Origin of the sequence: Roseivivax lentus (genome assembly GCF_900156805.1) — a bacterium.
GTDB lineage: Bacteria > Pseudomonadota > Alphaproteobacteria > Rhodobacterales > Rhodobacteraceae > Roseivivax > Roseivivax lentus.
This window is the reverse complement of record NZ_FTOQ01000002.1, coordinates 368,686-390,786: the sequence shown is the minus strand read 5'-3', so window position 1 is coordinate 390,786 and position 22,101 is coordinate 368,686. Positions and strand designations below refer to the sequence as shown.

The 22,101-nt window shown below is 69.3% G+C and carries 24 protein-coding genes and 1 pseudogene; 6 read left to right on the top strand and 19 right to left on the bottom strand.

Annotation, left to right across the window (positions count from 1 at the left end):
* Positions 1–301: 301 nt before the first annotated feature.
* The 5 genes from BW990_RS05485 to rpiA form a co-directional block, all read right to left on the bottom strand.
* A complete protein-coding gene (locus BW990_RS05485) occupies positions 302–490 on the bottom strand; it encodes a DUF2065 domain-containing protein (protein WP_076445797.1) in 189 nt (62 codons plus the stop codon).
* 4 nt (positions 491–494) lie between these two features.
* Positions 495–1,610 carry a protease modulator HflC gene (gene hflC, locus BW990_RS05480; RefSeq protein ID WP_076445795.1) on the bottom strand — a complete coding sequence of 372 codons (1,116 nt, stop codon included), beginning with the start codon at positions 1,608–1,610 and terminating at the stop codon, positions 495–497.
* The gene (hflK, locus tag BW990_RS05475; RefSeq protein ID WP_076445794.1) at positions 1,610–2,767 is read right to left on the bottom strand and encodes an FtsH protease activity modulator HflK; all 1,158 of its coding nucleotides are present in this window, start codon (positions 2,765–2,767) and stop codon (positions 1,610–1,612) included. The genes hflC and hflK overlap by 1 nt, the downstream gene beginning before the upstream one ends.
* A 65-nt stretch (positions 2,768–2,832) precedes the next feature.
* Positions 2,833–4,314 carry an FAD-dependent oxidoreductase gene (locus BW990_RS05470; RefSeq protein WP_076445792.1) on the bottom strand — a complete coding sequence of 494 codons (1,482 nt, stop codon included), beginning with the start codon at positions 4,312–4,314 and terminating at the stop codon, positions 2,833–2,835.
* A 233-nt stretch (positions 4,315–4,547) separates the two neighbouring features.
* Entirely contained in the window at positions 4,548–5,330 is a 783-nt protein-coding gene (gene rpiA, locus BW990_RS05465) for a ribose-5-phosphate isomerase RpiA (protein ID WP_076445790.1), read from the bottom strand.
* 178 nt (positions 5,331–5,508) lie between these two features.
* Between rpiA and BW990_RS05460 the strand changes: the two genes are divergently transcribed.
* From BW990_RS05460 to BW990_RS05440, 5 genes are all read left to right on the top strand, one after another.
* Positions 5,509–6,882 carry an L-serine ammonia-lyase gene (locus BW990_RS05460; protein WP_076445789.1) on the top strand — a complete coding sequence of 458 codons (1,374 nt, stop codon included), beginning with the start codon at positions 5,509–5,511 and terminating at the stop codon, positions 6,880–6,882.
* Between the two features lie 63 nt (positions 6,883–6,945).
* Entirely contained in the window at positions 6,946–7,929 is a 984-nt protein-coding gene (locus BW990_RS05455; RefSeq protein ID WP_076445787.1) for a thiamine pyrophosphate-dependent enzyme, read from the top strand.
* Positions 7,926–9,263: a pyruvate dehydrogenase complex E1 component subunit beta gene (locus BW990_RS05450; protein WP_076445785.1), complete on the top strand. Its 1,338-nt coding sequence runs from the start codon at positions 7,926–7,928 to the stop codon at positions 9,261–9,263. Before BW990_RS05455 ends, BW990_RS05450 begins: the two co-directional genes overlap by 4 nt.
* Positions 9,260–9,511 (top strand): hypothetical protein, encoded by a 252-nt coding sequence (locus tag BW990_RS05445; protein WP_076445783.1) that lies wholly within the window; start codon positions 9,260–9,262, stop codon positions 9,509–9,511. The genes BW990_RS05450 and BW990_RS05445 overlap by 4 nt, the downstream gene beginning before the upstream one ends.
* On the top strand, positions 9,511–9,984 hold the full coding sequence (locus tag BW990_RS05440; RefSeq protein ID WP_076445781.1) for an E3 binding domain-containing protein: 474 nt from the start codon (positions 9,511–9,513) through the stop codon (positions 9,982–9,984). The genes BW990_RS05445 and BW990_RS05440 overlap by 1 nt, the downstream gene beginning before the upstream one ends.
* A 3-nt stretch (positions 9,985–9,987) precedes the next feature.
* Here the strand turns inward: BW990_RS05440 and cysE are convergent, their stop codons facing one another.
* On the bottom strand, positions 9,988–10,797 hold the full coding sequence (gene cysE, locus BW990_RS05435; RefSeq protein WP_076445779.1) for a serine O-acetyltransferase: 810 nt from the start codon (positions 10,795–10,797) through the stop codon (positions 9,988–9,990).
* Between the two features lie 80 nt (positions 10,798–10,877).
* On the opposite strand from cysE, the gene BW990_RS05430 reads away from it, so the two are divergent.
* The gene (locus tag BW990_RS05430; protein WP_076445777.1) at positions 10,878–11,213 is read left to right on the top strand and encodes a TraR/DksA family transcriptional regulator; all 336 of its coding nucleotides are present in this window, start codon (positions 10,878–10,880) and stop codon (positions 11,211–11,213) included.
* Between the two features lie 142 nt (positions 11,214–11,355).
* On the opposite strand, the pseudogene BW990_RS05425 reads toward BW990_RS05430, so the two are convergent.
* The 13 genes and pseudogenes from BW990_RS05425 to BW990_RS05365 form a co-directional block, all read right to left on the bottom strand.
* Positions 11,356–15,266, bottom strand: a pseudogene (locus BW990_RS05425) (baseplate multidomain protein megatron).
* Positions 15,267–15,277: 11 nt separating this feature from the next.
* The gene (locus tag BW990_RS05420) at positions 15,278–15,718 is read right to left on the bottom strand and encodes an NlpC/P60 family protein (protein ID WP_076445775.1); all 441 of its coding nucleotides are present in this window, start codon (positions 15,716–15,718) and stop codon (positions 15,278–15,280) included.
* The gene (locus BW990_RS05415) at positions 15,715–16,602 is read right to left on the bottom strand and encodes a DUF2163 domain-containing protein (RefSeq protein WP_076445773.1); all 888 of its coding nucleotides are present in this window, start codon (positions 16,600–16,602) and stop codon (positions 15,715–15,717) included. The genes BW990_RS05420 and BW990_RS05415 overlap by 4 nt, the downstream gene beginning before the upstream one ends.
* Positions 16,599–17,231: a DUF2460 domain-containing protein gene (locus tag BW990_RS05410; protein ID WP_076445771.1), complete on the bottom strand. Its 633-nt coding sequence runs from the start codon at positions 17,229–17,231 to the stop codon at positions 16,599–16,601. The genes BW990_RS05415 and BW990_RS05410 overlap by 4 nt, the downstream gene beginning before the upstream one ends.
* Positions 17,232–17,277: 46 nt before the next feature.
* Positions 17,278–17,940: a phage tail tape measure protein gene (locus BW990_RS05405; RefSeq protein WP_076445769.1), complete on the bottom strand. Its 663-nt coding sequence runs from the start codon at positions 17,938–17,940 to the stop codon at positions 17,278–17,280.
* Positions 17,937–18,143 carry a rcc01693 family protein gene (locus BW990_RS05400; protein ID WP_076445767.1) on the bottom strand — a complete coding sequence of 69 codons (207 nt, stop codon included), beginning with the start codon at positions 18,141–18,143 and terminating at the stop codon, positions 17,937–17,939. Before BW990_RS05400 ends, BW990_RS05405 begins: the two co-directional genes overlap by 4 nt.
* A complete protein-coding gene (locus BW990_RS05395; protein ID WP_076445765.1) occupies positions 18,140–18,460 on the bottom strand; it encodes a gene transfer agent family protein in 321 nt (106 codons plus the stop codon). Before BW990_RS05395 ends, BW990_RS05400 begins: the two co-directional genes overlap by 4 nt.
* 4 nt (positions 18,461–18,464) lie before the next feature.
* The gene (locus BW990_RS05390) at positions 18,465–18,884 is read right to left on the bottom strand and encodes a phage major tail protein, TP901-1 family (RefSeq protein ID WP_076445763.1); all 420 of its coding nucleotides are present in this window, start codon (positions 18,882–18,884) and stop codon (positions 18,465–18,467) included.
* 23 nt (positions 18,885–18,907) lie between these two features.
* Positions 18,908–19,315, bottom strand: a complete 408-nt coding sequence (locus tag BW990_RS05385) for a DUF3168 domain-containing protein (protein ID WP_076445761.1) — start codon at positions 19,313–19,315, stop codon at positions 18,908–18,910.
* Positions 19,312–19,650, bottom strand: coding sequence for a head-tail adaptor protein (locus BW990_RS05380; protein WP_076445759.1), 339 nt, complete (start codon positions 19,648–19,650; stop codon positions 19,312–19,314). Before BW990_RS05380 ends, BW990_RS05385 begins: the two co-directional genes overlap by 4 nt.
* Positions 19,647–20,240, bottom strand: coding sequence for a head-tail connector protein (locus BW990_RS05375; RefSeq protein ID WP_076445757.1), 594 nt, complete (start codon positions 20,238–20,240; stop codon positions 19,647–19,649). Before BW990_RS05375 ends, BW990_RS05380 begins: the two co-directional genes overlap by 4 nt.
* A gap of 90 nt (positions 20,241–20,330) precedes the next feature.
* Entirely contained in the window at positions 20,331–21,512 is a 1,182-nt protein-coding gene (locus BW990_RS05370) for a phage major capsid protein (RefSeq protein WP_076445755.1), read from the bottom strand.
* 34 nt (positions 21,513–21,546) lie between these two features.
* A complete protein-coding gene (locus BW990_RS05365; RefSeq protein WP_200798018.1) occupies positions 21,547–22,089 on the bottom strand; it encodes an HK97 family phage prohead protease in 543 nt (180 codons plus the stop codon).
* Positions 22,090–22,101 lie beyond the last annotated feature (12 nt).

The following is a 22,101-nucleotide window of genomic DNA, read 5'->3' as shown; positions in this document are numbered from 1 at the left end:
AGACATGTGCGGTCAAATCGAGACTTCCTTTCGTGAACACTGGGGCATGCGGCAGGCCGCATTGCATCGCTTGCCCTCAAGATAGGCGCTTTCGTCCGGGTCTCAAAGGTCGATGATGCCGGTCACCGGCTTGTGACGCGCTTTTCTGATGCGGGGGCCGCTGGTTTGGGGCCGGAAGCGGGATGTCCAGCCGCCTGCCGGAACGGTTCGGCGGGGTCTCTTGGCTGGACGGGTCCCGATATCGCCCGGCGCCGGGCACCGCCCCCGGGCGTCCTTGCGTCGGAAAGCAGCGTGGGCACGGTCAGACCGCGAACCACAGGATCACGATGCCCGTCGCGACCGTCACGAGGCCCAGCGTCCGGCGCTGGTCGAGCGGCATGGCCGAAAGCGCCTCGAGCAGGCGCTCGACAAGCGAAGGGGCCAGCGCATAGGCCAGCCCCTCCACGATCAGTGCTCCTGCGAGCATCACCAGGATGGTGTCGCCCGACATGGAATCAGTTCGTCGCTTCCGATGCCTCGGGCTCGGTCGTGGGCGACGCCTCCGGCGTGGCCGCACCCTCGTCGTCGGGCGTGGCCCCGAGCGGCACCTCGGTGGTGGTGTCCGCATCCGAATCCGTCGGCGGCGTCAGCTGGTCACGCGCGCTGTCCGGCAGGTCCGGCGAAATCTGCACCTCGGGCGCCAGTTGGCGCAGGCGCTCGATATCGGTGTTCGAGATCGCCACCGCCGAGAGGCCCTCCGCACGGATCGCCTCGAAGAGCGGGCCGACGAATTCGCTGTTCGGCGAGACCACCAGCGTGGAATTGTCCTGCTGGAGGGAGCGTTCGAGCGCCGCGAGCGAGCGGTAGAACGAGAAGAATTCGGGGTTGTCACCGAAGGCTTCGGCGAAGACCCGGTTCCGCTCCGCATCCGCTTCACCGCGGACGATGTCGGCTTCCCGGTTGGCCTGCGAGGTGGTCTCGACCACGGTTCGGTCGGCGGCGGCGCGCACGCGCTGGGCCGCCTCGTTGCCGCGGGCGATCTCGTCGGCCGCTTCCCGTTCCCGTTCCGCCCGCATCCGGGCGAAGGTCGCATCGAGGTTCTGTTGCGGCAGGTTGGTCTGCTTCAGCCGGACGTCGACGATCTGCAGGCCGAGGCTCATGGCTTCAGAGCGCGCCTGGTTCAGGATGCGCACCGCGAGACCGCGGCGTTCTTCCGACAGGATCGTGTCCGAAGTGACCTGATCGGCACCGAGGACTTCGCGGATCTGCGCGTTCAGGATCGACGAAAGACGATCCTCGGCGGCGCGGATACCGCCCACGCCCACGGCCTGGCGGAACTGCACCACGTCGGCGATGCGGTAGCGCGCGAAGGCGTCCACGACGAGGCGGCGGTCATCGGACGGCGTGACCTCGATCGTGTCGGTGTCGAGGGACAGGATGCGGTCGTCGTATTTCACAACTTCCTGGATGAAGGGCACCTTGAAGCCAATGCCCGGTTCCTCGCGGACCTGCTTGATCTGGCCGAATTGCAGGACCAGGGCCTTTTCCCGTTCGTCGACGATGAAGATCGCCGACAGGATACCGACCACGACCAGGACAGCCGCGCCGATCAGTATGTTGAGTTTACTCATCAGTTCGACCCTCCGGATTGGGTGCGGCCCCGGTTCAGCTCGTTCAGCGGAAGATAGGGCAGCACGCCCTGCCCGCCGTCGCCGCCGGCCTCGTCGAGGATGATCTTGTCGATGCTGCCGAGCGTCCGCTCGATCGTCTCGAGGTAGAGACGGCGCTGGGTCACTTCCGGTGCCTGGTTGAACTCTTGGGCCACGGAGATGAAGCGCGAGGCCTCACCGATGGCTTCGTTCACCACGCGGGCGCGGTACCCTTCGGCCTGCTCCAGCGTCTGGGCGGCTTCACCGCGCGCCTCGGCGAGGACGCGGTTGGCATAGGCATCGGCCTGGCGCTGCAGGCGGTCGCGTTCCTGTTCGGCCGCCTGGACCTCGCGGAAGGCGTCGATCACCTCGGCGGGCGGGTCGGCCTGGTCGAGGTTCACACGCACCACGTTGATGCCCGATTCGTACTCGTCGAGCGTCTCCTGGATGTTGGCCAGCGCGGTGTCGGCGATGAGACCCCGGTCCCGGTTGAGGATCGGTGCGAGGTTCGAGGCCGCGATGATCTCGCGCATGACCGATTCGGATACCGCCTGCACAGTCAGCTGCGGGTCGCGGATGTTGAACAGAAGCTGCGCCGGATCCTTGATGTTCCAGACGACCTGAAACTCGATGTCCACGATGTTGGCATCGGTGGTCAGCATCAGCCCGTCGCCGTCGCGGCCACGGCGCATGCCGATATTCTCGGTCCGCTCGGAGGTGACGTTGATGACCTCGTAGGAGACGACCGGCCAGGGCGCAATATTCAGACCCGGGCTGCCGGTGGAGGAATACTCGCCGAGCAACAGCTCGACCGACTGCTCTTCGGGGCGCACCGTGTAGACGCTGGACCAGAGCCAGAGCCCGACGACCGCGAGAAGGCCGAGGATGACCGTGCCGCGTCCGAATTGCGGACCGCCATCGCCGCTGGACCCGCCGGTGCCGTTGCGGCCATCGCCCTTGCCGCCCATCAGGACGCGCAGGCGTTCCTGGCCCTTGCGCACCAGCTCGTCGATTTCGGGCATCTGGTTGTTGTCGGGGCGTCGTCCGCCGCCGCCGCCGCCGCCTTGCGGACGCTGGGGACCCTTATCCCCGCCGGATTGCCCGCCGCCGCCCCATGGGCCGCCGCTATTGCCTGCCATGTGGTGTCTTCCCTTCAATTCTAGCAGAATTCATTGCTGTAAAACTGGGAGGCCCGGTGCGCAATTCAAGCGCTGCGCACCGGGTTCCGCATCGTGACGATTTCCTCCGACATGGTCGGATGCACCGCGCAGGTGCGATCGAAATCCTCTTTGGTCGCGCCCATCTTGACCGCGATGCCGGCGAGCTGGATCATCTCGCCCGCGGAGGGTGCGACGATGTGACAGCCCAGGATCTTCCGATTTTCCTTGGAGACGATCAGCTTCATCAGCACCCGGTCGGGCTTGCCGATGAAGGCCGTGTGCATGGGGCGGAACGAGGTGCAGTAGATCTCGACCTCCTCCTGCTCGGCCGCCTGGGCCTCGGTCATGCCCACCGAGCCCAGTTCGGGCTGGGTGAAGACCGCCGAGGGGATCAGCGCGTGATCCACCGGCGTCGGGTTGCCCTTGAAGACGGTCTCGACGAAGGCCATGCCCTCGCGGATCGCCACCGGCGTCAGGTTGACCCGGTCGGTCACGTCGCCGATGGCGTAGATCGAGGGCACCGAGGTCTGGCTGTATTCGTCCACCTCGATCTGGCCGCCGCGGCCGAGCGTCACGCCGACCTCCTCGAGGCCCATATCGGCGGTGTTGGGCTTGCGCCCGGTGGCGAAGAGCACCGCGTCGAAGATCTTCTCGCGGCCATTGGTGGCCTTGACCCAGATCGGGCCCTTGCGCTCGCTCGCCTCGTCCGAATCCGCGCCGCCCATGCCGCTGTCGCCCACGATCGCGCCGCGATCCTCCACCGGTGCGCCCATGCCTTCGCCCTCGGCGCTGTCGTAATCCTCGGGCTCGGCGCAGCGCATCTCGACGATGTTGGAGCCGGTGTGGATGTCGATGCCGCGGGTCTCCATCGCCTCGGCGATGAGGCCGCGCGCCTCGTCATCGAAGCCGTTCAGGACCTGCGCGCCGCGCACGTAGAGGGTGACGTCGACGCCGAGGCCCGCGAGGATATTGGCCATCTCGCAGGCGATATAACCGCCGCCGACGATCAGGATGGATTTCGGCAGCTTCTCCATGAGGAAGATGTCGTCGGAGACCATTCCGAGCCCGGCATTGGGCAGATCGGGCCGAACGGGGTGCCCGCCGGTCGCCACGAGGATGTGCTTGGCGGTCTTCTCGGTGCCGTCGTCCAGCACCACCGTATGCGGATCCTTGATCCGGGCGCGCCGGTCGAACCGGTCGACATTCGAGCCGTCGAGGAGCTTCTTGTAAACGCCTTCGAGCCGGTCGAGTTCCTTGCGCAGATGGCCCGAGAAGACGGACCAGTCGAAACCGCCCTGTTCCATCTGCCAGCCGTAGCCGCGGGCATTCTCGGCCGCGTGGCAGAAGTCGGAGGCGAAGACCATGAGCTTTTTCGGAACGCAGCCGCGGATCACGCAGGTGCCGCCGTAGCGGCTGTCTTCGGCAAGCGCCACCTTCGCGCCCGCCTCGCCCGCGGCCACCCGCGCGGCGCGCACACCGCCGGAGCCGCCGCCGATCACGAACAGATCATAGTCAAAATCGCTCATGGGCCTCCTCATTCGTCGTTCCGAGGGTGTAGACCACATGGGCCGGGCGATGGCCAGACGTCTTGGCCCGGGCCGACCTGCGGCGCGCGTCGCGGCCCCGGGCGGGCCATGAAGACCCGCCCGGAGCCGGCGAGAGGCGCTGCCTCTCGCGCTCTCCGGAGGTATTTGGGGTCCGATCGTGAGGGGCGCGGCGCCCGCGTCCCGCGGTGGGACGCGCGGATGAATCAGATGGATCAGATGTCCGAGAAGAGGTTGTCGTCCTCGACGAAATCGAGCCGCGTCTCGCTGACCGTGCCTTCGTTGATGTCGCGCATCTCGCAGCGGCCGTCGCCGTAGCCGATGATGACCTTGTCGCAGATGTCGATGAAGAGCCCGTTCTCGACCACGCCGGGCATCTGGTTCAGCACCAGCGCCATCTGGCGCGGATCGCCGATGCGGCCCAGATGCAGGTCGATGATGTAATTGCCCTCGTCGGTGATGAAGGGCCGCTGGCCGGTCATCCGCAGCGAGGATTTGCGCCCCATCACGTCCATCGAGATCAGGAGCTCCTCGATCAGGGTCTGGGTGGTCTGCCAGCCGAAGGGCACGACCTCGACGGGCAGCGGGAAATGCCCCAGCGCGGAGACCTCCTTGGCGGCATCGGCGATCACCGCCATCTGGTCGGAGGCGGTGGCGACGATCTTCTCCTGCAGGAGCGCGCCGCCGCCGCCCTTGATGAGGTTCAGCTCCGCGTCGAACTCGTCGGCGCCGTCGATGGTGAGGTCGAGCCAGCGCGCCTCGTCGAGCGAGATCACCTCGATGCCGACCTCGCGGGCGAGTTCCGCGGTGCGGGTCGAGGTCGGCACGCCGCGGATCTTCAGCCCGTCCTCGCGCACCATCTCGCCGAGGCAGCGCACCAGCCAGGCCGCGGTCGAGCCGGTGCCGAGGCCCACCCGCATGCCGTCCTCGACGAGATCGGCGGCGGTCTTGGCGGCGACGTATTTGGCCTTGTCGATGGGCGAGAGTTCTCCGGACATGCGGGGCTCCTTTTGCAGCGCGGCCCTTATAGGACCAAGAGGGCGCGGGGGCGAGAGCCAAATACCACGCATTCGCTGCTCCGGGTGGCGCAATCGGCGCGCCGGTGCCGCATTCCGGACGCGGGTCCACCGCTGGCCTGTTAGGGTCGGCTCGATTCGCCAACCCCGGAGAGATCGCATGTTCCTGTCCGTCTTCGAGATGTTCAAAATCGGCATCGGCCCGTCCTCGTCGCACACGATGGGCCCGATGGTGGCGGCGGCGCGGTTCCTGGAGGCGATGCGCGGGGCGGATTACGCGTTTCATGGCGTGCGCGCCTCGCTGCATGGCTCGCTGGCCTTCACCGGCGTTGGCCATGCGAGCGACCGCGCGGTCATCCTCGGCCTCGCGGGGTTCGTGCCGGAAAGCTACGACGCAGACGCCGCGGAGGCGGAGCTGGCCCGGATCGGCGCGGAGAAGTCGCTGCGCCCCGGCGGGCTCGATCCGCTGGCCTTCGATCCGGCCCGCGACCTGCGCTTCGATTACGACACCGCGCTGCCCGGGCACGCCAACGGCATGCGGATCGAGGCGCTCGACGCCCAGGGCGACGTGCTGCTGCAGGAGGTCTATTATTCCGTCGGCGGCGGCTTCGTGCTGACCGCGGCGGAGCTGGAGGCGGGGCGCGACACCGACGACGGCCCGCCCGTCCCCTACCCGTTCAAGAGCGCCGCCGAGATGCTGGAGATGGCGCGCGCATCGGGGCTGAGCATCGCCGGGATGAAGCGCGCCAACGAGCTGACCCGCCACAAACCCGCCGCCCTCGAGGCCGGGATCGCGCGGCTTTGGGAGGTGATGGAGGATTGCATGAACCGCGGGCTCGAGGCGGGGGGCCATCTGCCCGGCGGGCTGAACGTGCGCCGCCGCGCGCGCGCCATCCGGCAGGCGCTCGAGGCCGAGCACGGGCGCAACCTGAGCGCGCCGCATACCATCAACGACTGGATCTCGACCTATGCGATGGCGGTGAACGAGGAGAACGCCGCCGGCGGGCAGGTCGTCACGGCGCCCACCAACGGCGCGGCGGGCGTGGTGCCCGCGACCATCCGCTACTGGCTCGATCATGTGCCGGGGGCCAGCCGCACGCGCCTGCCCGACTTCCTGCTGACCGCGGCGGCGATCGGCGGGCTGGTGAAGTACAACGCCTCGATCTCGGGCGCGGAGGCGGGCTGCCAGGCGGAGGTGGGCGCGGCCTCGGCGATGGCGGCGGCGGGCTTCTGCGCGGTGCTGGGCGGCACGCCCGAACAGGTGGAGAACGCCGCGGAGATCGCGCTCGAGCATCATCTCGGCATGACCTGCGACCCGGTGCGCGGCCTCGTCCAGGTGCCCTGCATCGAGCGCAACGGGCTGGGCGCGATCAAGGCCATCTCGGCGGCCTCGCTGGCGCTGAGAGGCGACGGGCAGCATTTCGTCCCGCTCGATGCCTGTATCGAGACCATGCGGCAGGTGGGCGCGGACATGTCCGAGAAGTACAAGGAGACCGCGCTTGGCGGGCTCGCGGTGAACGTGCCCAATTGCTGATTGCCGATTGCTGCGCGAGGGCCTAGGTTTCGCGCAACAATATGACCGCAAGGCCCGACCGACATGCCCTCTGCCCCGGACAGCGACACGCTTCAAACCTGGCGGGATCACCTGCGCGCGATGCTGCGCATCCGCCGCTTCGAGGAGAAGGCGGGCCAGCTTTACGGCATGGGGCGGATCGGCGGCTATTGTCACCTCTCGATCGGACAGGAAGCGGTGGCCGTGGGCCTCGAGACCGCGCTGCGCCCTGGCGATGCGCGCATCGCCTCCTATCGCTGCCACGGGCAGATGATCGCCGCGGGAATGGACCCCGTGCGCCTCTTCGCCGAGCTGATGGGCCGCGCCACCGGCTATTGCGGTGGCTGGGGCGGGTCGATGCACATGGCCGATCCGGGCGCGGGTTTCTATGGCGGCCACGCGATCCCCGGCCAACAGGTGCCCATCGGCACCGGGCTCGCCTTCGCGCAGGCCTACCGCAAGGCGCGCGGGCTGACGGTCTGCAGCTATGGCGACGGGGCGGCACGGCAGGGCCAGGTGGCCGAGGCCTACAGCCTCGCCGCGCAGATGGCGCTGCCGATCCTCTTCGTGATCGAGAATAACGCCGCGGCGCCAGGCCAGGACCGCACGCCCAAGGCGACGTCGCTGCGCGCCCGCGCCGAGGCCCATGGCCTGCCCGCCCGGATGGTCGACGGCATGGACGTGCTGGCGGTGGCCGAGGCCGCCGACCGCGCGGTCCTCGATATCCGCGCGGGCAAGGGGCCGGTCTGCCTCGAAATAATGACCTATCGCTACCGGGGCCACGCGCTGGCCGCAGCCGACAAGGCGATGACCGACGCCGAGATGCGCCGCGTAAGGGCGGAGCGGGACCCGGTCGAGAACCTGCGCCAGAGGCTCATCGCGGCAGGCGAAGACGCCGCCGGGCTGAAGGTGCTCGACCGCGAGATCAAGGCGGAGATGGCCGCCGCCGCCGAAGAGGCGGGCAACGCGCCGCTGCCCGATCCCGCCGCCCTGCGCGAGATGCGCGATGCCGGAGGGCCGACGCGATGACGCGGTGGATCCCCATGCCCGAGGTCTCGCCCGGGCTCGAGGTCGCGACGCTGCGGCAATGGATGGTGCGGCCCGGCGATCTGGTGGAGGAAGGCGATCTTCTGGCCGAAATCGAGACCGAGAAGGCGACGCTGGAGATCGAGGCGCCGGAGGCGGGCCGGATCGCGGAGCTGCTGGTCGGTAACGGCACCGCTGGCGTGGCCGTCGGCTCGGCCATCGCGCGGCTGGCCGATGAGCAGACGGATGTAGAGGCACCGGCGGCGCGCCCGCAACCCGTGGCGCCAACCCGCGATCCGGCGCCGATGCGCAGCCCGGCCCGGGCGGTCGATCCGGATTGGCCGGAGGGTGTGAGGACCGTCCAGACCACCCTGCGCGACGCCCTGCGCGACGCGCTGGCCGAAGAAATGGCGCGCGACGACAGCGTCTTCCTGATCGGCGAGGATATGGGCGCGGCCGAAGGCGGCTACAGCGTCACGCAAGGGTTGATCGAGCGCTTCGGCGGGACCCGCGTGGTCGCGGCGCCGCCGCTCTGGCAGGGGGGCGCGGGGCTGGCCGTCGGGGCCGCGATGGCGGGGCTGCGTCCGGTCGTGGCGTTCCGGAACCTCGCCTTCGCGCTGCAGGCCGCGAGCCAGATCGTGCAATCGGCGGCCAAGACGGCGGCGATGACCGGCGGCGCGCTCTCGGTGCCGGTGGTCTTTCGCGGGCCCCATGGCGCGGTCGGTCAGATGGGCGGGCAACTGAGCCACGACATGGCCGCATGGGCGGCGCAGATCCCGGGGCTGAAGGTGGCGGCGCCCTACGGCGCGGCGGATGCCAAGGGCCTGCTGAAGACCGCGATCCGCGATGCGGGCCCGGTGATCTTCCTCGAGAACGACGCGCTTTACGGGCAGCCCTTCGCGGTGCCCGAAGGCGTGGATCACCTCGTGCCGTTCGGCCGCGCCCGGCGCTGGCGCGCGGGGGGCGACGTGACGCTGGTGAGCTACGGTGCTGGCATGAGTGCGACGCTGGAGGCCGCGGATTTGCTGGCGGCGGAGGGCGTCGCCGCCGACGTGATCGACCTGCGCAGCCTCGCGCCGCTCGACACGGATGCACTCACAGCCAGCCTGCGCGAGACGCATCGCTGCGTCGTGGTCGATCACGGCTGGCCGCGCGGCGGCATCGGCCAGCAGGTCAGCGCGGTGCTGATGCGCGAGGCGTTCGACATGCTCGACGCGCCGGTCACCTGCCTTGCTGCGGCGGATGTCGCGCGGCCCTATGCCGACGGGCTCGAAGCGGCGGCGCTGCCCGACGCGGCAGAGGTCGTGGCCGCGGCGCGCGCGGTTCTCTACAGATGAGCCGGGTCGAGGTGCTGGGCCGCGACGTCGCCCGCGAGGCCTATCGCGTGCGCACCGCCTCGGGCGAGGCCTTCGTGCCGGAATGCCTCATGGGCGGCTTGCGGCCCGGCGATCGGCCCTCGCACCAGGACGCCTATGAATGGATCGCGGCGCATCGCCGGGACCTGGATGCGGCGGTCGCGGCACTGGCGCGCGGCGCGGTGCCGAAGGCGCCTTATGACATTGTCAGCCTCGTCGGGACCGGGTGATGCGCGCGCGTCGGCCCGCCTCTCCCTATGCGCGGCACCTGGCCCGGACGCGCGGCGTGGTGCTGGAAGAGGTGACCGGCAGCGGCCCGGGCGGGCGGGTCGTGGCGCGCGATATTCCCGAGGGAGGCGCCGACGCGCAGCCGAGCGAGGCCGCACAGCCCAAGCTCGCCGCAGCGGCGGCTCCGCGCTTCGTCATCCTGCGGCGCGTCCTCGACCAAGCACCGGACAGCGGAACGGAGATCGCGCCGCTGGTCGCGGCCATCGCCCCCGGCCACACGATCTCCGTGACGGATTTGCGCGGTGCGGGCCTCGACGGCGTCGATCCGGTTCCGGCGGAGGGTGTGGATGCCGCGCTCGGTCTTGCCGGGCGCGAGGGTCGCGTCAGCCTGACGCTGAGCGTGGATACGCGCCGCCTCGCGCTGGAGGACGGCTCGCATCTGCTGACGCGGCTGGTCGCCGCGCTCAAGGACTGACGCTCAGGCGCCCGAGCGCAGGATCTGGTCCATGGAGATCGAGGGCTGCGCGCAGCCCGCCTCGCCGACGATGCGGGCAGGCACACCGGCCACGGTTTTGCAGCTGGGCACCTCTTCGAGGACCACGGAGCCCGCCGCGATTCGGGAACAATCCCCGACACGGATATTGCCGAGCACCTTCGCGCCCGCGCCGATCAGAACGCCGTCACCGATCTTCGGGTGGCGGTCTTCCTCTTCCTTGCCGGTGCCGCCCAGCGTGACGGAATGCAGCATCGAGACGTTGTCGCCTACAACGGCGGTTTCGCCGATCACGATGGAATGGGCGTGGTCGATCATGATGCCGCGGCCGATCCGGGCATTGGGATGGATGTCCACGCCGAAAACCTCGGAGCAGCGCATCTGGAACAGATAGGCCAGATCACGGCGGCCTTGCCGATAAAGCCAGTTGGCCACACGGTAGGCCTGGATCGCCTGGAAGCCCTTGAAGAACAGCAGCGGCTGCAGGAAGCGGTGGCAGGCCGGATCGCGTTCGTAGACCGCAACGATATCGGCCCGCGCGGCGAGCGCGAGTTCGGGGTCCGAGGCATAAGCCTCGTCGCAGATCTCGCGCAGGATCTGTTCGGAAATCTCGCCCGAGGCCAGTTTCACCGCCGTGCGGTAGCTGAGCGCGCGCTCGATCGTGGGGTGATGCAGGACCGAGTAGTGGATCATGCCGCCCAGTAGCGGCTCGGCATCCACGGCCTCCTGCGCCTCGTCCATGATGCGGGCCCAGACCGGGTCCAGGATCGCGAGGTTCGTTTTCGTCTCGGCCATATCCGTCTCCTTTGACGCGACGAGCTTACCAGATAGGCTGCCTGTCGTGAAACGCAAAGCCTTGTGATGGATTTGGGCCCATGGGTGCGACCCGCGAGAAACGGTGGACATCGCTGATCGAGGCGCGCCTCGCGGCACTCGACGAAGAGGACCGGCTGGGGCGCGACGGGCAGTCGGTGGTGGCGCTGGATCAGCAATCGGTGGGTCGGCTGAGCCGTATGGACGCGCTGCAAAGCCAGGCCATGGCCAAGGCGACGCAGGGGCGCCGGGACCGGATGCGGCGGGCGCTGCAGCTGGCGCTCGGGCGCATCGCCGAGGGCGAATTCGGCTATTGCGAGGAATGCGGCGACGAGATCGCGGTCGCGCGGCTGGAGCTTGATCCAACCGCACGGCGCTGCGTGGACTGCGCGGGATAACGGACGTTCCGCATTCCGCTTCGCCCCGGTCGCGCCCACCTCGCGAAAGCGTCTTTGCCAGCGTGTCGATGCGCGCAGCACCTCCGCCGGGGTGCCTTCGATATCGCGAACAGCATCGAAGACGCCCCGGCATTCGGCCAGATCAGGCCGCGATCATCATCGCCGCCGAGGGCCCCGGCCCGAACCGGGCAGAGACCTGCGCCACGCGCAGCTCCACCGGCCCACCCGCGAGATCCGCCGCGCGCAGAGCCGCGGGATAGGTCCAGACCGGCAGGCTCGTCTCCGCCTCGCGCAGCAAGAGACCATCGCGCCAGATCTGCACGAGGTAGGCCTCGCTCTCCTCGCCTAGGGGCACTTGCGCCAGCGTCCAGTCGTCGCCGTCGATGCGGCTGCGGCGGATCCAGCTGACGCGGAGATCGGCGCCGTCGAGCGTCGCGCCGAGATGCACCGGGCTGTAGGGTCTGAGGCCGATCCCCTCGAAGCTGTCGATCCGGTAGATGTAGCTCGGATCGGTGAGGGGGCGGCTGGCCGGGCCGATGCGGAAATGCAGCTCCTGGCGCCGCTGGCTCGAGGCAAGGTCGATCTGCTCGGGCGCGCCGTTCAGCCGCACGACCAGCGATCCCGCAGGCCAGATATCGGGCATCACACCGTCGCTGCCCGCCTGCCCCCGCAGCCGGTGCGCGATCTGCCAGACATCCGCCGACAGCATCTCGGCGTCGCGGAATTGCAGCACCTCCCAGCGCCCGCTCGACCCGTCGCCGATGGCCAGCGCATTGGCCCCGCCCAGAAGCGCGGCATCGGTCACCGATTGCATCGCGCCGGAATAGAGCCGCAGCCGCAAGGGCGCGCCCCGGTCGATCCGGCCCGAAGGCGCGGCGGCGAGATCGGTTTCGGTCTCGCCCATGATCGCGCGGCCCGGAAAGACGCCATTCAGTCGGTATTGCGCGTCGCTCGGGGAGGCATAGAGCGCGACGGGCCCGGGCCAGGGATTGGCGTGGGCTGCGAAATGCGGCGCATGCGGCACCTCGTCCCCGGTCAGCAGCGGCAGGTCCAGAAAGACCGGAGTCACCGGCACCGCCGGCACGTAGCGGGTCAGGCCCGGCGGCACATCGGCGGTCACGGCGGGCTGGTAGACGTCGTCCTCCATGCGCACCGCCTCTATGAGCTGGCGGTCGGTGACCTCCACCCGGTCGACGCGCGCGTGGATCGGACCGCCGGGCCCGGGCAGCGCCACCACGTCGCCCGCCCGCACCTGCAGCCGCGAGGGCGGCAGCGCGAATTTGAGGCTGTCGCGGGAGATGCGCGCCTCGGCGAGCCACCGCTCGACGATCTGGCGGCCTTCGGCGCGGGTCAGCGTCAGCGCGACCTCGCTGTCGGCCACCGCATGGGTGCGGTCGTCGGGCAGCACTGCCTCTTCGGCGACGGTGTCGTAATCGCCTTCGGCCTCGTGGAAATGCAGGCGCACGCGACCCGAGAGGTCCACCTCGCTCGCGCGGGTCTGGATAAGGTCGCCCTCGGCCAGATCGCCATGTTCGGCGATGCGCGCGGGATCAAGCGCGATCACGTCGCGCCCCTGCCGCATCCGGAAGACCAGCAGGCCGTCGCGTTCCACCGCGTCGAACCCGTAGGTCAGCATCAGGGGCCGCAGCGCGCGCCGCCCATCTGCCACGTCGGGCACCAGATAGCCGCGCACCATGCCCACGAGGTCCGACACGTCGTAGTCGGTGACGCCCACCCGTTCGCAGATCGCCGCGACCACATCCGCCAGCCGCTGCGACGAGAGCCGCCCGGTGATCCAGTGCCCCCGGCGGTAATTGTCGCCATCGGCCCAAAGCTCGGTCAGGGCGGGGAACCACGGATAGGGCCGCGCGTCCCAGGCCCAGACGAAGGCGCGCGACATGTCCAGCATCGGCGCCTCGTAGACGCCCGAGACGGGATTGTTGGCGGGATCGGTCCAGTGCAGGTGCATCGCGCGCAGGTACTGGCGCTGGATATCCTCGTCCGGTTGCCCGTTCGAGGCCCGGGGCAGCGCGCTTTCCGACGATTTCGGATCGAGAAAGACATTGGGCTGGTTGGTGCCCTTGTCGACCGCGGGACAGCCGAGCTCGGTGAACCAGATGGGCTTCGACTGCGCGATCCAGTCGGTGGGGGCGCTCTGGCGCACGCCGCCGATCCGGTCGTGATGGCTGTTCTCCCACCAGGAGCGGATATCCTTGTAGCGGAAGATCCAGTCCTCGCCATGGGCGGTGTCGACGATGGGCGTGCGGCGCTGCGCGGCCACGGCCTCGGGGCTCGAATAATACCAGTCGAAGCCCTCGCCGCCCTCGATATTGGCATCCAGATATTCGAGGTTGTGGATCCGTCCGAAGGCCGCATCGGCATGGTCGCGCCCGTCGCGCCAGTCGCTGATCGGCATGTATAATTGTCGATGCCGACGAAATCGATTTGCGGATGCGACCAGAGCGGATCGAGATGGAACAGCACGTCGCCCGAGCCATCATTGGGCCGGTAGCCGAAATATTCCGACCAGTCGGCGGCATAGCTGAGCTTGACGTCGGGGCCGACGATGCTGCGCACCTCGGTGACCAGATCGCGCAGCGCTTCGACGAAGGGAAACCCCTGATGATCACGGATCTGCGTGAGCCCGCGCAGCTCGGAGCCGATGCAGAAGGCGTCGACCCCGCCCGCGGCCTTGGTCAGCGTCGCGTAATGCAGGATGAAGCGCGAAAAAGACCACTCATCGGGGCCCGTATAGACCACGCCGCGTCCCTCGACCCGAAAATCCGATGCCCGCGCCGTGCCGATGAACGCCTCGACCTCGGCGCGCGCAAGGATCGTCCCGTCCGTCGAGCCGTCCTGCCCGGGCGCGCGCGCGGTGGTGATCCGGCCCCGCCACGGCAGGGGCGGCTGGCCGAGCCCGCCATAGGGATTGGGCAGGTTGTTGCCCTCGAGCTGCTCCATCAGGATGAAGGGATAGAACATGACCGCGCGGCCCTCCGCGTTCATCCGTTCGATCGCGGTGACGACGGACTTGTCGGCGGGCGTGCCGCCATAGACCGGCGTGTCGTCGATCCTCGCGACCTCTTCGGCGGCGCCGCGGGAAAGTCCGGAGACTTTCCACTTCATGTCCTTGGCCTCGTATTGCTTCTGCTCGACCTTCGGCTTGATCTGGCATTGCCCCGCGCGCAGATCGTCACCGAACCAGCTCACGACGAGCGAGATCGCGTTGCAGTTCTCGGCCTGGTCGGCGAGCGTGCCCAGCGACTGGACGATGTCGGGCACTTCGGCGGGCGTGTTGACGTTGATCGCCGCCGAGGAGCCGCCGCTCGCGCCCTCGAAATACTGCTTGGTGGTGGCCAGCACGTATTCGCCGGTGCCGGGCAGAAGCGCGACGCCCTGCAGCAGCGCCGGCATGTCGTCGGCGGCCTGGTTCGGGCGCAAAACCTCGAAGGAAAGCTGGGGCACGCGGTTGCCGAAATCCTCCAGCTTGAAATCCTCCAGCACGACATAAGCCGTGCCGCGATAGGCGGGCACTTCGCCCACGCCTTCGACCGCCTCCATCTTCGGGTCGGGCAGCTGGTCGCGCGTGCCGGGATAGACCCGCATGTTCAGATCCTCGGCCGAGATCTCGACCCCGTCCGCCCAGATCCGCGACACGCCCGCGATCTCGCCCTCGCAGAGCGCGAGCGCCATGCTGATCGAGTAGTGATAGGTGGTGATCTCGGGCGTGGCGGGGGCGCCCTTGCCGCTGTCGCCGCCCTCGGTCCTGGTCTTTTCGGTGAAATGCGTGGTCCAGATGACCTGCCCGCCGACGCGCACGCGCCCGTAGGCCTGCGGAATCGCGCGGCCCTCGCCGGAATTGGCGAGGTGGAAGCGTTCGACGCGCCCGGTCTCGATGCTTTCCGATCCCTGGCCCATCAGGCTCTGGTCGATCGCTCGGCCGAGCGTGGCCCCGGCGAAGCGCCCCCAAGCCACCATCGACAGCCCCAGGAAGGAGCCGCCCACCGAGCCGCCGAACGCGGCACCCGCCGCCGAGAGGAGTATCGTCGCCATGGGATCTGTCCTTACGGTCTGTCGGGAAAGGTAAAGCGCGCCACGATGCGCCGCGCCCAGGGACGGGTCAGGGCCGATTCGACGACGCCATGGCCGGAATAGGCATGGATGAAGCGCGGCTGCGGCGCCCCCGCCGAGACGATGCCGAGATGCTTGGCCACCGCACCTTCGCGCATGCGGAACAGGATCACCTCGCCCGGTCCGGGCGCGCCCGGGGCGGCAGGTTGCAGGTTGCGCCGCCCGGCCGCCCAGAGCGTCTCGATGCCCTGCGGCTCGGACCAGTCGTTGCTGTAGGCGGGCACGGCCTCGGGCTCGCAGCCCATCACCTCGCGCCAGACGCCGCGCACGAGCCCGAGGCAATCGCTGCCCACGCCCGCGCGCGACGCCTGGTGCCGGTAGGGTGTGCCGATCCAGCCGCGCGCGGCGGCGACGATGTCATCCTCGATGCTCATCTGCGGCTGCCCCCCGCCTTGTTCGAGGCATTGGCTGGATGCACGACGAGGAAATCGTCGCCGGGGATGTCCGGGAAGCCTCGGAAGTTGACGAGGTTATCGAACTTCTTGCGGCAGGTGCCGAAGCGCTTGTCGCAGCCCGCCGCGATCCGCACCCGGTCACCCGGCGCCAAATCGGCGCGGAAGGGCTCCCAGAGGTCGATGCGCCGGCCCGCCTCTTCGACCGCGTCGCGCTTGATCCAGCGCGTCAGGCCCGCCGCGGCGCCGGTCAGCATCTCGGCGCGGCCCCGTTCGAACCAGCCGGGCAGGAATTGCGGCAGCGCGGGCAGGACGAGCTTGCGGTTCTCGGCGACGCCGGTCACGGCGCCTTCCCAGGAAAACCCGCTCTGCGTCAGATCGAAGGTGCAGGTCGCATCACCCAGAACGGCGGTGCAGGGCCGCTGGTAGATGCGCCCCACGAGCCGGTTGAGCTTGTCCGAAAGGCCGCGCAACTCGGCCTGGAACGCACCGCCCGCACGGCGTATCTCGCCGATATGGCCGCGAAACAGCACCTGCCGCGCACTGACATCCTGCCAGTTCACGAGCCACGCGACCACCTCGGCGGAATCGTAGCGCCCGGCCTCGATATCGGCCTCGGACAGGGCGGCATCGGACAGCGCGCCCATCGCCTCGGAATTGTCGACCGAAAGCCCCGTGCCCTGTTCGAGGGCACGCGCGGTGAGCCCGCTTTCAGCCTTGAAGACCAGATCGTCGAAGGCGAGATCGAGGTCGTGATCGGTGAAGCCCAGCCGCACGCCATCGCTGCGGATCACCTCCCAGCAGCGCACGACATGGGTCGTCCCGGTGCCGAGATGGGCATAAAGCGCCGCCGCGTCGCCGGTCATACCCGCACCTCCACGACCGCGATCGAGGGCACTTCGCCGGCCTGGAAATTCGCCACGCTGGTCTGGATCGCGGCGGCGTCGAAGCGCACCGGCACGTCGAACTCGTACCCGGCGGTCACGGCGATGCCGGTGATCGGCGGCTCGGCGAAGGTGACGCGGCCCCGCGCGTAATCGACCGTGAAGGCCACGCCCTGGCGCAGTTCGGTGTCGTGCATGCCGACCCGGACGCTGCCCGGCACCGGCTTGTCGATGGGCCGGGCATAGGTATTGGCGCCGGAGCGATAGGTCTTGATGAGCTGGAATTCGGTCGTCGCGCCATCGCCGTAGCCGATGATCTGGCCCTCGAACCGCACTTCGCGCGAGGGCCGGCAGGACTTGAAATCCGACCAGTCCTTCCAGCGGAACGCGTAGAGCTGCCCGCGCCGCGCCTCGAAGAAGGCCACGACCTCGGCCACATCGTCGAGCGAGCGCAACCCCACGCCCGCATCATACCGCCGGCGCGATTGCGACCAGGGCGTGTTGCGCTCCTCATAGCCGTTGGCGAGGATGGCGATCTCGGTCTTGCGTTCGGGCCCGCCCATGGAGCCGAAGCTCAGCCGCGCGGGAAATCTGACGTCGTGGAACTCCATGGCCCCGTCCCTTTCGTTGTCGTTGGTCTCGCCGGTTGCGGCGGTCTCAGCGGTTGCGCCCGCCCCGCGACAGCGCGCGGCTCATCTGCGCGGCGATCTGGCTCTGGCTGCGCTGGAAGCCCTGCACGTCGGGCGTGGAGATGTTCATCGTCACATGCACCGCACCGCCGCCCCCGCCGCCGCCTGCCCGCACGCCGAGCTTGCCGTCGGGGCCGCGCGCCAATGGCATGATCGCCTCGGGGCCCGCCTCGCCCATCAGGCCGGTGCCGCCCCGCATCGGGAAGGTCGTCGGCCCCGAGACGACGCCGCCATTGGCAAAGGGCATCACCCGGCCCTGCGCGAAGGAGGCGCCCTTGGCGAAGGGCGAATATTGTCCGAAAACGCTGTTCACGCCGGTCGACAGAAGCCCGCCCAGGTGATCCGCGACAGGGTCGACGGCGGCCTTGTAGGCGGTGTTGATCATCGCCTGCGCCACCTCGTTCAGCGCCGCGGTCAGGCTCATCCCGTCCAGCACCACCCCGTCGATCGCCGAGGAGAGCCCCGATGACAGCGCCGATTGCAGCCGCCGCACGCCGCCGCCGGTCTGAGCGAAGGTCTCGTGGATGCGCTGCATCTCGGCATTGAAGCCCGCCGCCATGGTGGCCGCTCCCGACAGCGAGGCATCAAGCGCGTCCAGCTCCGCCTCCAGTCCGTCGATATCGCTTGTCATGTCTCGCTCCTGTCCATGTCATCGGGAAAGGCCGCCATCAGCGCGTCCAGCCGCGCGCGCCCCAGGGGTTGCGGCCCCGCGCCCTCGCCCAGCATGAGGCGCAATTCGGCGGGCGTGAGCGCCCAGAACTCGGCGGGTTTGAGTCCCAGCCGCGTCAGGCCCGCCCGCATCAGCTGCGGCCAGTCGAAATGCCCCGGGCTCATGCCGGCCCCGGGGCGGCGAAGGCGCGGGCCAGAAGCTGGGCCGCCGCCTCCGCCGCCGCGAGCGGTCCGCCCTCGATCGTGGCGCGGGCGATGGCGTCGGGGCGGATGTCCCAGCCCCCGCCACGCAGCCCCGCCACGATCAGGGCGAGTACGTCGCGGCTGGCGAAGCGGCTGGTCTCGAACCGCTCCACCAGCGCCACGAGACTGTCCGCGCCGAGCGTCGCCTCGAGCTCCGCCAGCGCGCCGAGGGTCAGGCGCATGCGCCGCGCCTCGCCGTCGATCACAATCTCGACCTCACCGCGCCAGGGGTTCTCCATGCGCTCAGCTCGCCGCCGCGACGAAGTTCACGACACCGGCCGAGGCCATCGAGACCTCGTAGGTGGCCTCGCCGTCATGGGTGCCCGCATATTCGAGCCCGGTGACCTGGAACGGTCCCGTCACGGTGCCGAAATCCGGGATCACCACCTGGAATTGCGGCGTCTCGCCCGCGAAGAAGATCTGCCGCGCGCGCTCGTCGGTATCGGCATCGCGGAAGATGCCCGAGCCCGAGATCGCCGCGGTGCGCACGCCCGCCCCGCTCAGCAGCTCGCGCCAGCCGCCCTGGCTTTCGAGCGAGGTCACGTCGACCTGCTCGGCGTTGAAGCTGATCCGCGTCGCGCGCAGGCCCGCCATGGTGTGGAACTGTCCGTCGCCGGTCAGATCCACCTTGATCAGTAGGTCCTTGCCATTCTGGGCAACCATGTCCGTCACTCCGTTCTAAGGGTTCACTCGTCGTCCACGCGGGCGCGGAAGATCATCTCGATGCGGCGGGTATCGCCGGACCGGCGCTTGGCGTCGGCCTTGAGGAAGCGCAGGCTGACGAGCCGTCCGCGCGTCATCGGCAGCGCCGCGTCGTCGAGCACGTCGCAGATCGCCGCCGCGGCGCGCTTGGCGCTGCGAAAGCCCGCCGCATCGGTCGATACGATCACCGAAAGGTCATGCCAGGCGCCGTGGGCGCCCATGTCGGAGGCATCGCGCACCTTCTCGGGGCCAAGCGCGACGTACAGCTCCGGCAACGGCCCGGTGGGCAGGGCGTCATAGACATGCCCCCCCACCTCGAGGGCGAGACCCGGATCGCTGGAAAGCGCGGTGTAAAGCGCCTCCTGCAGCGCGTCGGACAGGGCATAGCTCATGGCGTCACCTCTTCCTCGACGGTGCAGATCAGGTATCGCGCGGCGGGGCCGGCCTCCTGGACCGCGCGGATATCGAAAAGCCGCGTGCCGGTGCGAAACCGGTCGCCCGCGCGGGGCCGGGCGCCATGGCCCTCGGGCAGCGCCCGCACCTTCACCCGGTAGCCCGCGCGCGACAGCGTGCCGGTCTCGATCGCCGTCTCCCGGCCCGAGCGCGGCGTCATCTCGCCCCAGATCGTGCCGAGCGCCGCCCAGGCCGCGCTGCGTCCGCCCGCGCCATCCGGCACGGCCGCCTCGCGCTCCAGCGTCAGACGGCGGTTCAGCCGCACGCCGCTCATGCGCCGAATCCGATCCGCACGGGGCGGTAGCGCGCCAGAAGCGCGGTCACACCGAAGGGCATGCAGCCCTCGCCCAGCGCGGTCTCGTCGCGGTATTCGTAGTAATGTGCGGCCAGCAGAAGCACCGCCTGCGCCAGGTCCGCGGGCAGATCGCCGAACTCGGCGACATACCCGGCGGTGAAGCGAACCTCGGCGCTGCCGCCTGCGGGAATGCCCGGCAGGCAGCTGGCGATGGAACGCAGCCGCGGCACCTGCGCGTCCCGTTCCAGCCGGTAGGCGGTGGGGGCGACAAGGCTCGACGTGCCGTGCCGGTCGATCAGCGTCACGCTGCCCAGCGTCTGCACCGGTGCGGTGCCGAGCGGCTGCGCGTCGGGCGCGGCCCAGCGCGACACGCTGAGCAGAAAGTCGCGGGCCAGCAGCGTCTTGGCGGTGCGGCCCTCGATCACGGCCATGGCGGCGCGCAGGAACCCCGTCAGGACCGCGTCCTGCACGTCGTCCTCGGCGAAGCCCGACCCCATCCTGAGATGCCGCTTCAGGCCATCCACGGGAAGGGCCGTATCCGGCACGAGTGTCTCTTCGGTCAGCATCATGGGTCTTCGTCTCCGCTCTGCATCCCCGCCGGATGACCGGCTTTCCCAACAGGCGGCGGCACGATGTCCGCCGCCCGCTCACGGCGTCGTTCAGACCGCGCAGACCAGAAGCTTGATCGCGGCGAAATCCGACACGTCTCCGCCCACGCGCTTGGTGGCGTAGAACAGCACATGCGGCTTGGCGCTGAACGGATCGCGCAGGATGCGCAGGTCGGGCCGCTCGGCGATGGTGTAGCCCGCGCCGAAATCGCCGAAGGCGATGGGCGTGGCACCGGCGCCGATGTCGGGCATGTCCTCGGCGATCACCACGCGGTAGCCCAGAAGGCGCGCGGGCTCGCCGCTGGCGAAACCGTCGGACCACAGGTGGCGGCCGTCGGCATCCTTGAGCTTGCGCAGCGCGCCCGCGGTCTTCGAGTTCATCACGAAGGCCGCATTGGCGCGGTATTCGGCACCCAGCGCGTAGACGAGGCCGATCAGCGCATCGCCGTCGCCGATATCGGCGGCCGCGCCCGTGGCCACGGTGCCGATGGACCCCCAGGCCCAGAGATCGTTGTCGACCTGCGGGTGGGTCAGGATGCCCTTGGGCTTGTCCGCCCCGTCGCCCGAGATGAAGGCCGCGGCCTCGGCGCGCGAGAACTTGTCGGCGATCCGACCGGCGAGCCAGGCTTCCACGTCGAAGGCGCTGTCGTCGAGCAGGCGCTGCGAGGCCTTGGGCATCGCGTTCAGCTCATAAAGCGGGATCGAGATCCGCTCGATCGTGGGCGTACCGGTTTCGATGCTGCCCGCGGTCTCGTTGGCCCAGCCCGCGCCCGCATCGTTACGGTCGATCAGCACGTCGTAGGAGGTGGCCTCCACGTTGACGACGCTGGCCACGGCCCGGATCGAACCCGCGCCCGCCAGAACCGAGGCGATGGTCTCGGAGGTCTGCGGGTCGACGAGGTAGCCACCGTCGGAATTCACCGCAGTGGACATCGCCTTGCCCTCGAGTTCGAGGCCGCGCAGGCCGTCGTCATCGCCGGTGCGCAGATAGGCGTTGAACGCCTTCTGGTGGGGGGCTTCGGTGTCGCCGGCGCTGGCAAGCGCGGGCCGGGCCGCCTTGATGGCGGATTTACGATCAAGCATGGTCAGTCGCTCTTCCTGTGCTTTGAGTTGTCCATAGAGGTCGGCCCGCATGGCCTTGATGTCCTGGGCGAACCCCGCCATCGCGGTGCCAACCTGGACGACCGGAGACGCATCTTCCCCGGTCCGAGACGTGTTCTCGGCTTGTGTCATGTGCTGTTCGGTCCCGTTTTCGTCCCGGCGCGCGTCAGCCGCCCGCCATGTCAAGGCGCAGACCTTCGATGGTCCGTGCCAGTTCGCGCCAGGCCGCGTCGTCGGGGTGGTCCCCCTTCCCCGCGACCCGCGCACTGGGCAGCATCGGGAAGGTCACGAGGGACACTTCCCAAAGCTCCAGTTCCGTAAGGACCCGCTGGCCCTTGTCATTCTTGGTGGCCCGCAAGGTGCGGTAGCCGATGGACAACCCGTCGATGGCGCCCGCCTCGATCAAGGCGGCGGCCTCCTTGGCCCGCGCGACGCCCTCGAGGAGGCGTCCCTTGACCCAGAGGCCGGTGGCGTCCTCGCGCACCTCGTCCCAGATGCCGATGGGCTGGGCGGGATCGTGCTGCCAGAGCATCTTGACCGCGCGGCCCTCCGCACCCAGACGCTTCAGCGAGGCGGCATAGGCGCCCTTGGCCACGACGTCGCCGCCCTGGTCGCAGGCGCCGAAGCGCGAGGCATAACCCTCGAGCTGCATGCCGTCCCTGACCGTCACTTCCGCCTCGAAGCGGCAGAGCTTGTGTTCCAGTTCCATGTCTCTCTCCAG

Excerpts from the sequence above, each read along its gene's own strand:
- BW990_RS05430 (WP_076445777.1), top strand. The coding sequence starts at position 10,878 with ATGGGTGCGACCCGCGAGAAACGGTGGACATCGCTGATCGAGGCGCGC.
- BW990_RS05470 (WP_076445792.1), bottom strand. The coding sequence starts at position 4,314 with ATGAGCGATTTTGACTATGATCTGTTCGTGATCGGCGGCGGCTCCGGC.
- BW990_RS05415 (WP_076445773.1), bottom strand. The coding sequence starts at position 16,602 with ATGACCGGCGACGCGGCGGCGCTTTATGCCCATCTCGGCACCGGGACG.
- BW990_RS05365 (WP_200798018.1), bottom strand. The coding sequence starts at position 22,089 with ATGGAACTGGAACACAAGCTCTGCCGCTTCGAGGCGGAAGTGACGGTC.
- BW990_RS05375 (WP_076445757.1), bottom strand. The coding sequence starts at position 20,240 with ATGATGCTGACCGAAGAGACACTCGTGCCGGATACGGCCCTTCCCGTG.
- cysE (WP_076445779.1), bottom strand. The coding sequence starts at position 10,797 with ATGGCCGAGACGAAAACGAACCTCGCGATCCTGGACCCGGTCTGGGCC.
- hflK (WP_076445794.1), bottom strand. The coding sequence starts at position 2,767 with ATGGCAGGCAATAGCGGCGGCCCATGGGGCGGCGGCGGGCAATCCGGC.
- BW990_RS05400 (WP_076445767.1), bottom strand. The coding sequence starts at position 18,143 with ATGAGCCCGGGGCATTTCGACTGGCCGCAGCTGATGCGGGCGGGCCTG.
- BW990_RS05455 (WP_076445787.1), top strand. The coding sequence starts at position 6,946 with ATGCCCTCTGCCCCGGACAGCGACACGCTTCAAACCTGGCGGGATCAC.
- BW990_RS05485 (WP_076445797.1), bottom strand. The coding sequence starts at position 490 with ATGTCGGGCGACACCATCCTGGTGATGCTCGCAGGAGCACTGATCGTG.
- BW990_RS05410 (WP_076445771.1), bottom strand. The coding sequence starts at position 17,231 with ATGGAGTTCCACGACGTCAGATTTCCCGCGCGGCTGAGCTTCGGCTCC.
- BW990_RS05420 (WP_076445775.1), bottom strand. The coding sequence starts at position 15,718 with ATGAGCATCGAGGATGACATCGTCGCCGCCGCGCGCGGCTGGATCGGC.
- BW990_RS05390 (WP_076445763.1), bottom strand. The coding sequence starts at position 18,884 with ATGGTTGCCCAGAATGGCAAGGACCTACTGATCAAGGTGGATCTGACC.
- BW990_RS05460 (WP_076445789.1), top strand. The coding sequence starts at position 5,509 with ATGTTCCTGTCCGTCTTCGAGATGTTCAAAATCGGCATCGGCCCGTCC.
- BW990_RS05440 (WP_076445781.1), top strand. The coding sequence starts at position 9,511 with ATGCGCGCGCGTCGGCCCGCCTCTCCCTATGCGCGGCACCTGGCCCGG.
- hflC (WP_076445795.1), bottom strand. The coding sequence starts at position 1,610 with ATGAGTAAACTCAACATACTGATCGGCGCGGCTGTCCTGGTCGTGGTC.
- BW990_RS05395 (WP_076445765.1), bottom strand. The coding sequence starts at position 18,460 with ATGGAGAACCCCTGGCGCGGTGAGGTCGAGATTGTGATCGACGGCGAG.
- BW990_RS05380 (WP_076445759.1), bottom strand. The coding sequence starts at position 19,650 with ATGAGCGGCGTGCGGCTGAACCGCCGTCTGACGCTGGAGCGCGAGGCG.
- rpiA (WP_076445790.1), bottom strand. The coding sequence starts at position 5,330 with ATGTCCGGAGAACTCTCGCCCATCGACAAGGCCAAATACGTCGCCGCC.
- BW990_RS05450 (WP_076445785.1), top strand. The coding sequence starts at position 7,926 with ATGACGCGGTGGATCCCCATGCCCGAGGTCTCGCCCGGGCTCGAGGTC.
- BW990_RS05385 (WP_076445761.1), bottom strand. The coding sequence starts at position 19,315 with ATGAGCTATGCCCTGTCCGACGCGCTGCAGGAGGCGCTTTACACCGCG.
- BW990_RS05370 (WP_076445755.1), bottom strand. The coding sequence starts at position 21,512 with ATGACACAAGCCGAGAACACGTCTCGGACCGGGGAAGATGCGTCTCCG.
- BW990_RS05445 (WP_076445783.1), top strand. The coding sequence starts at position 9,260 with ATGAGCCGGGTCGAGGTGCTGGGCCGCGACGTCGCCCGCGAGGCCTAT.
- BW990_RS05405 (WP_076445769.1), bottom strand. The coding sequence starts at position 17,940 with ATGACAAGCGATATCGACGGACTGGAGGCGGAGCTGGACGCGCTTGAT.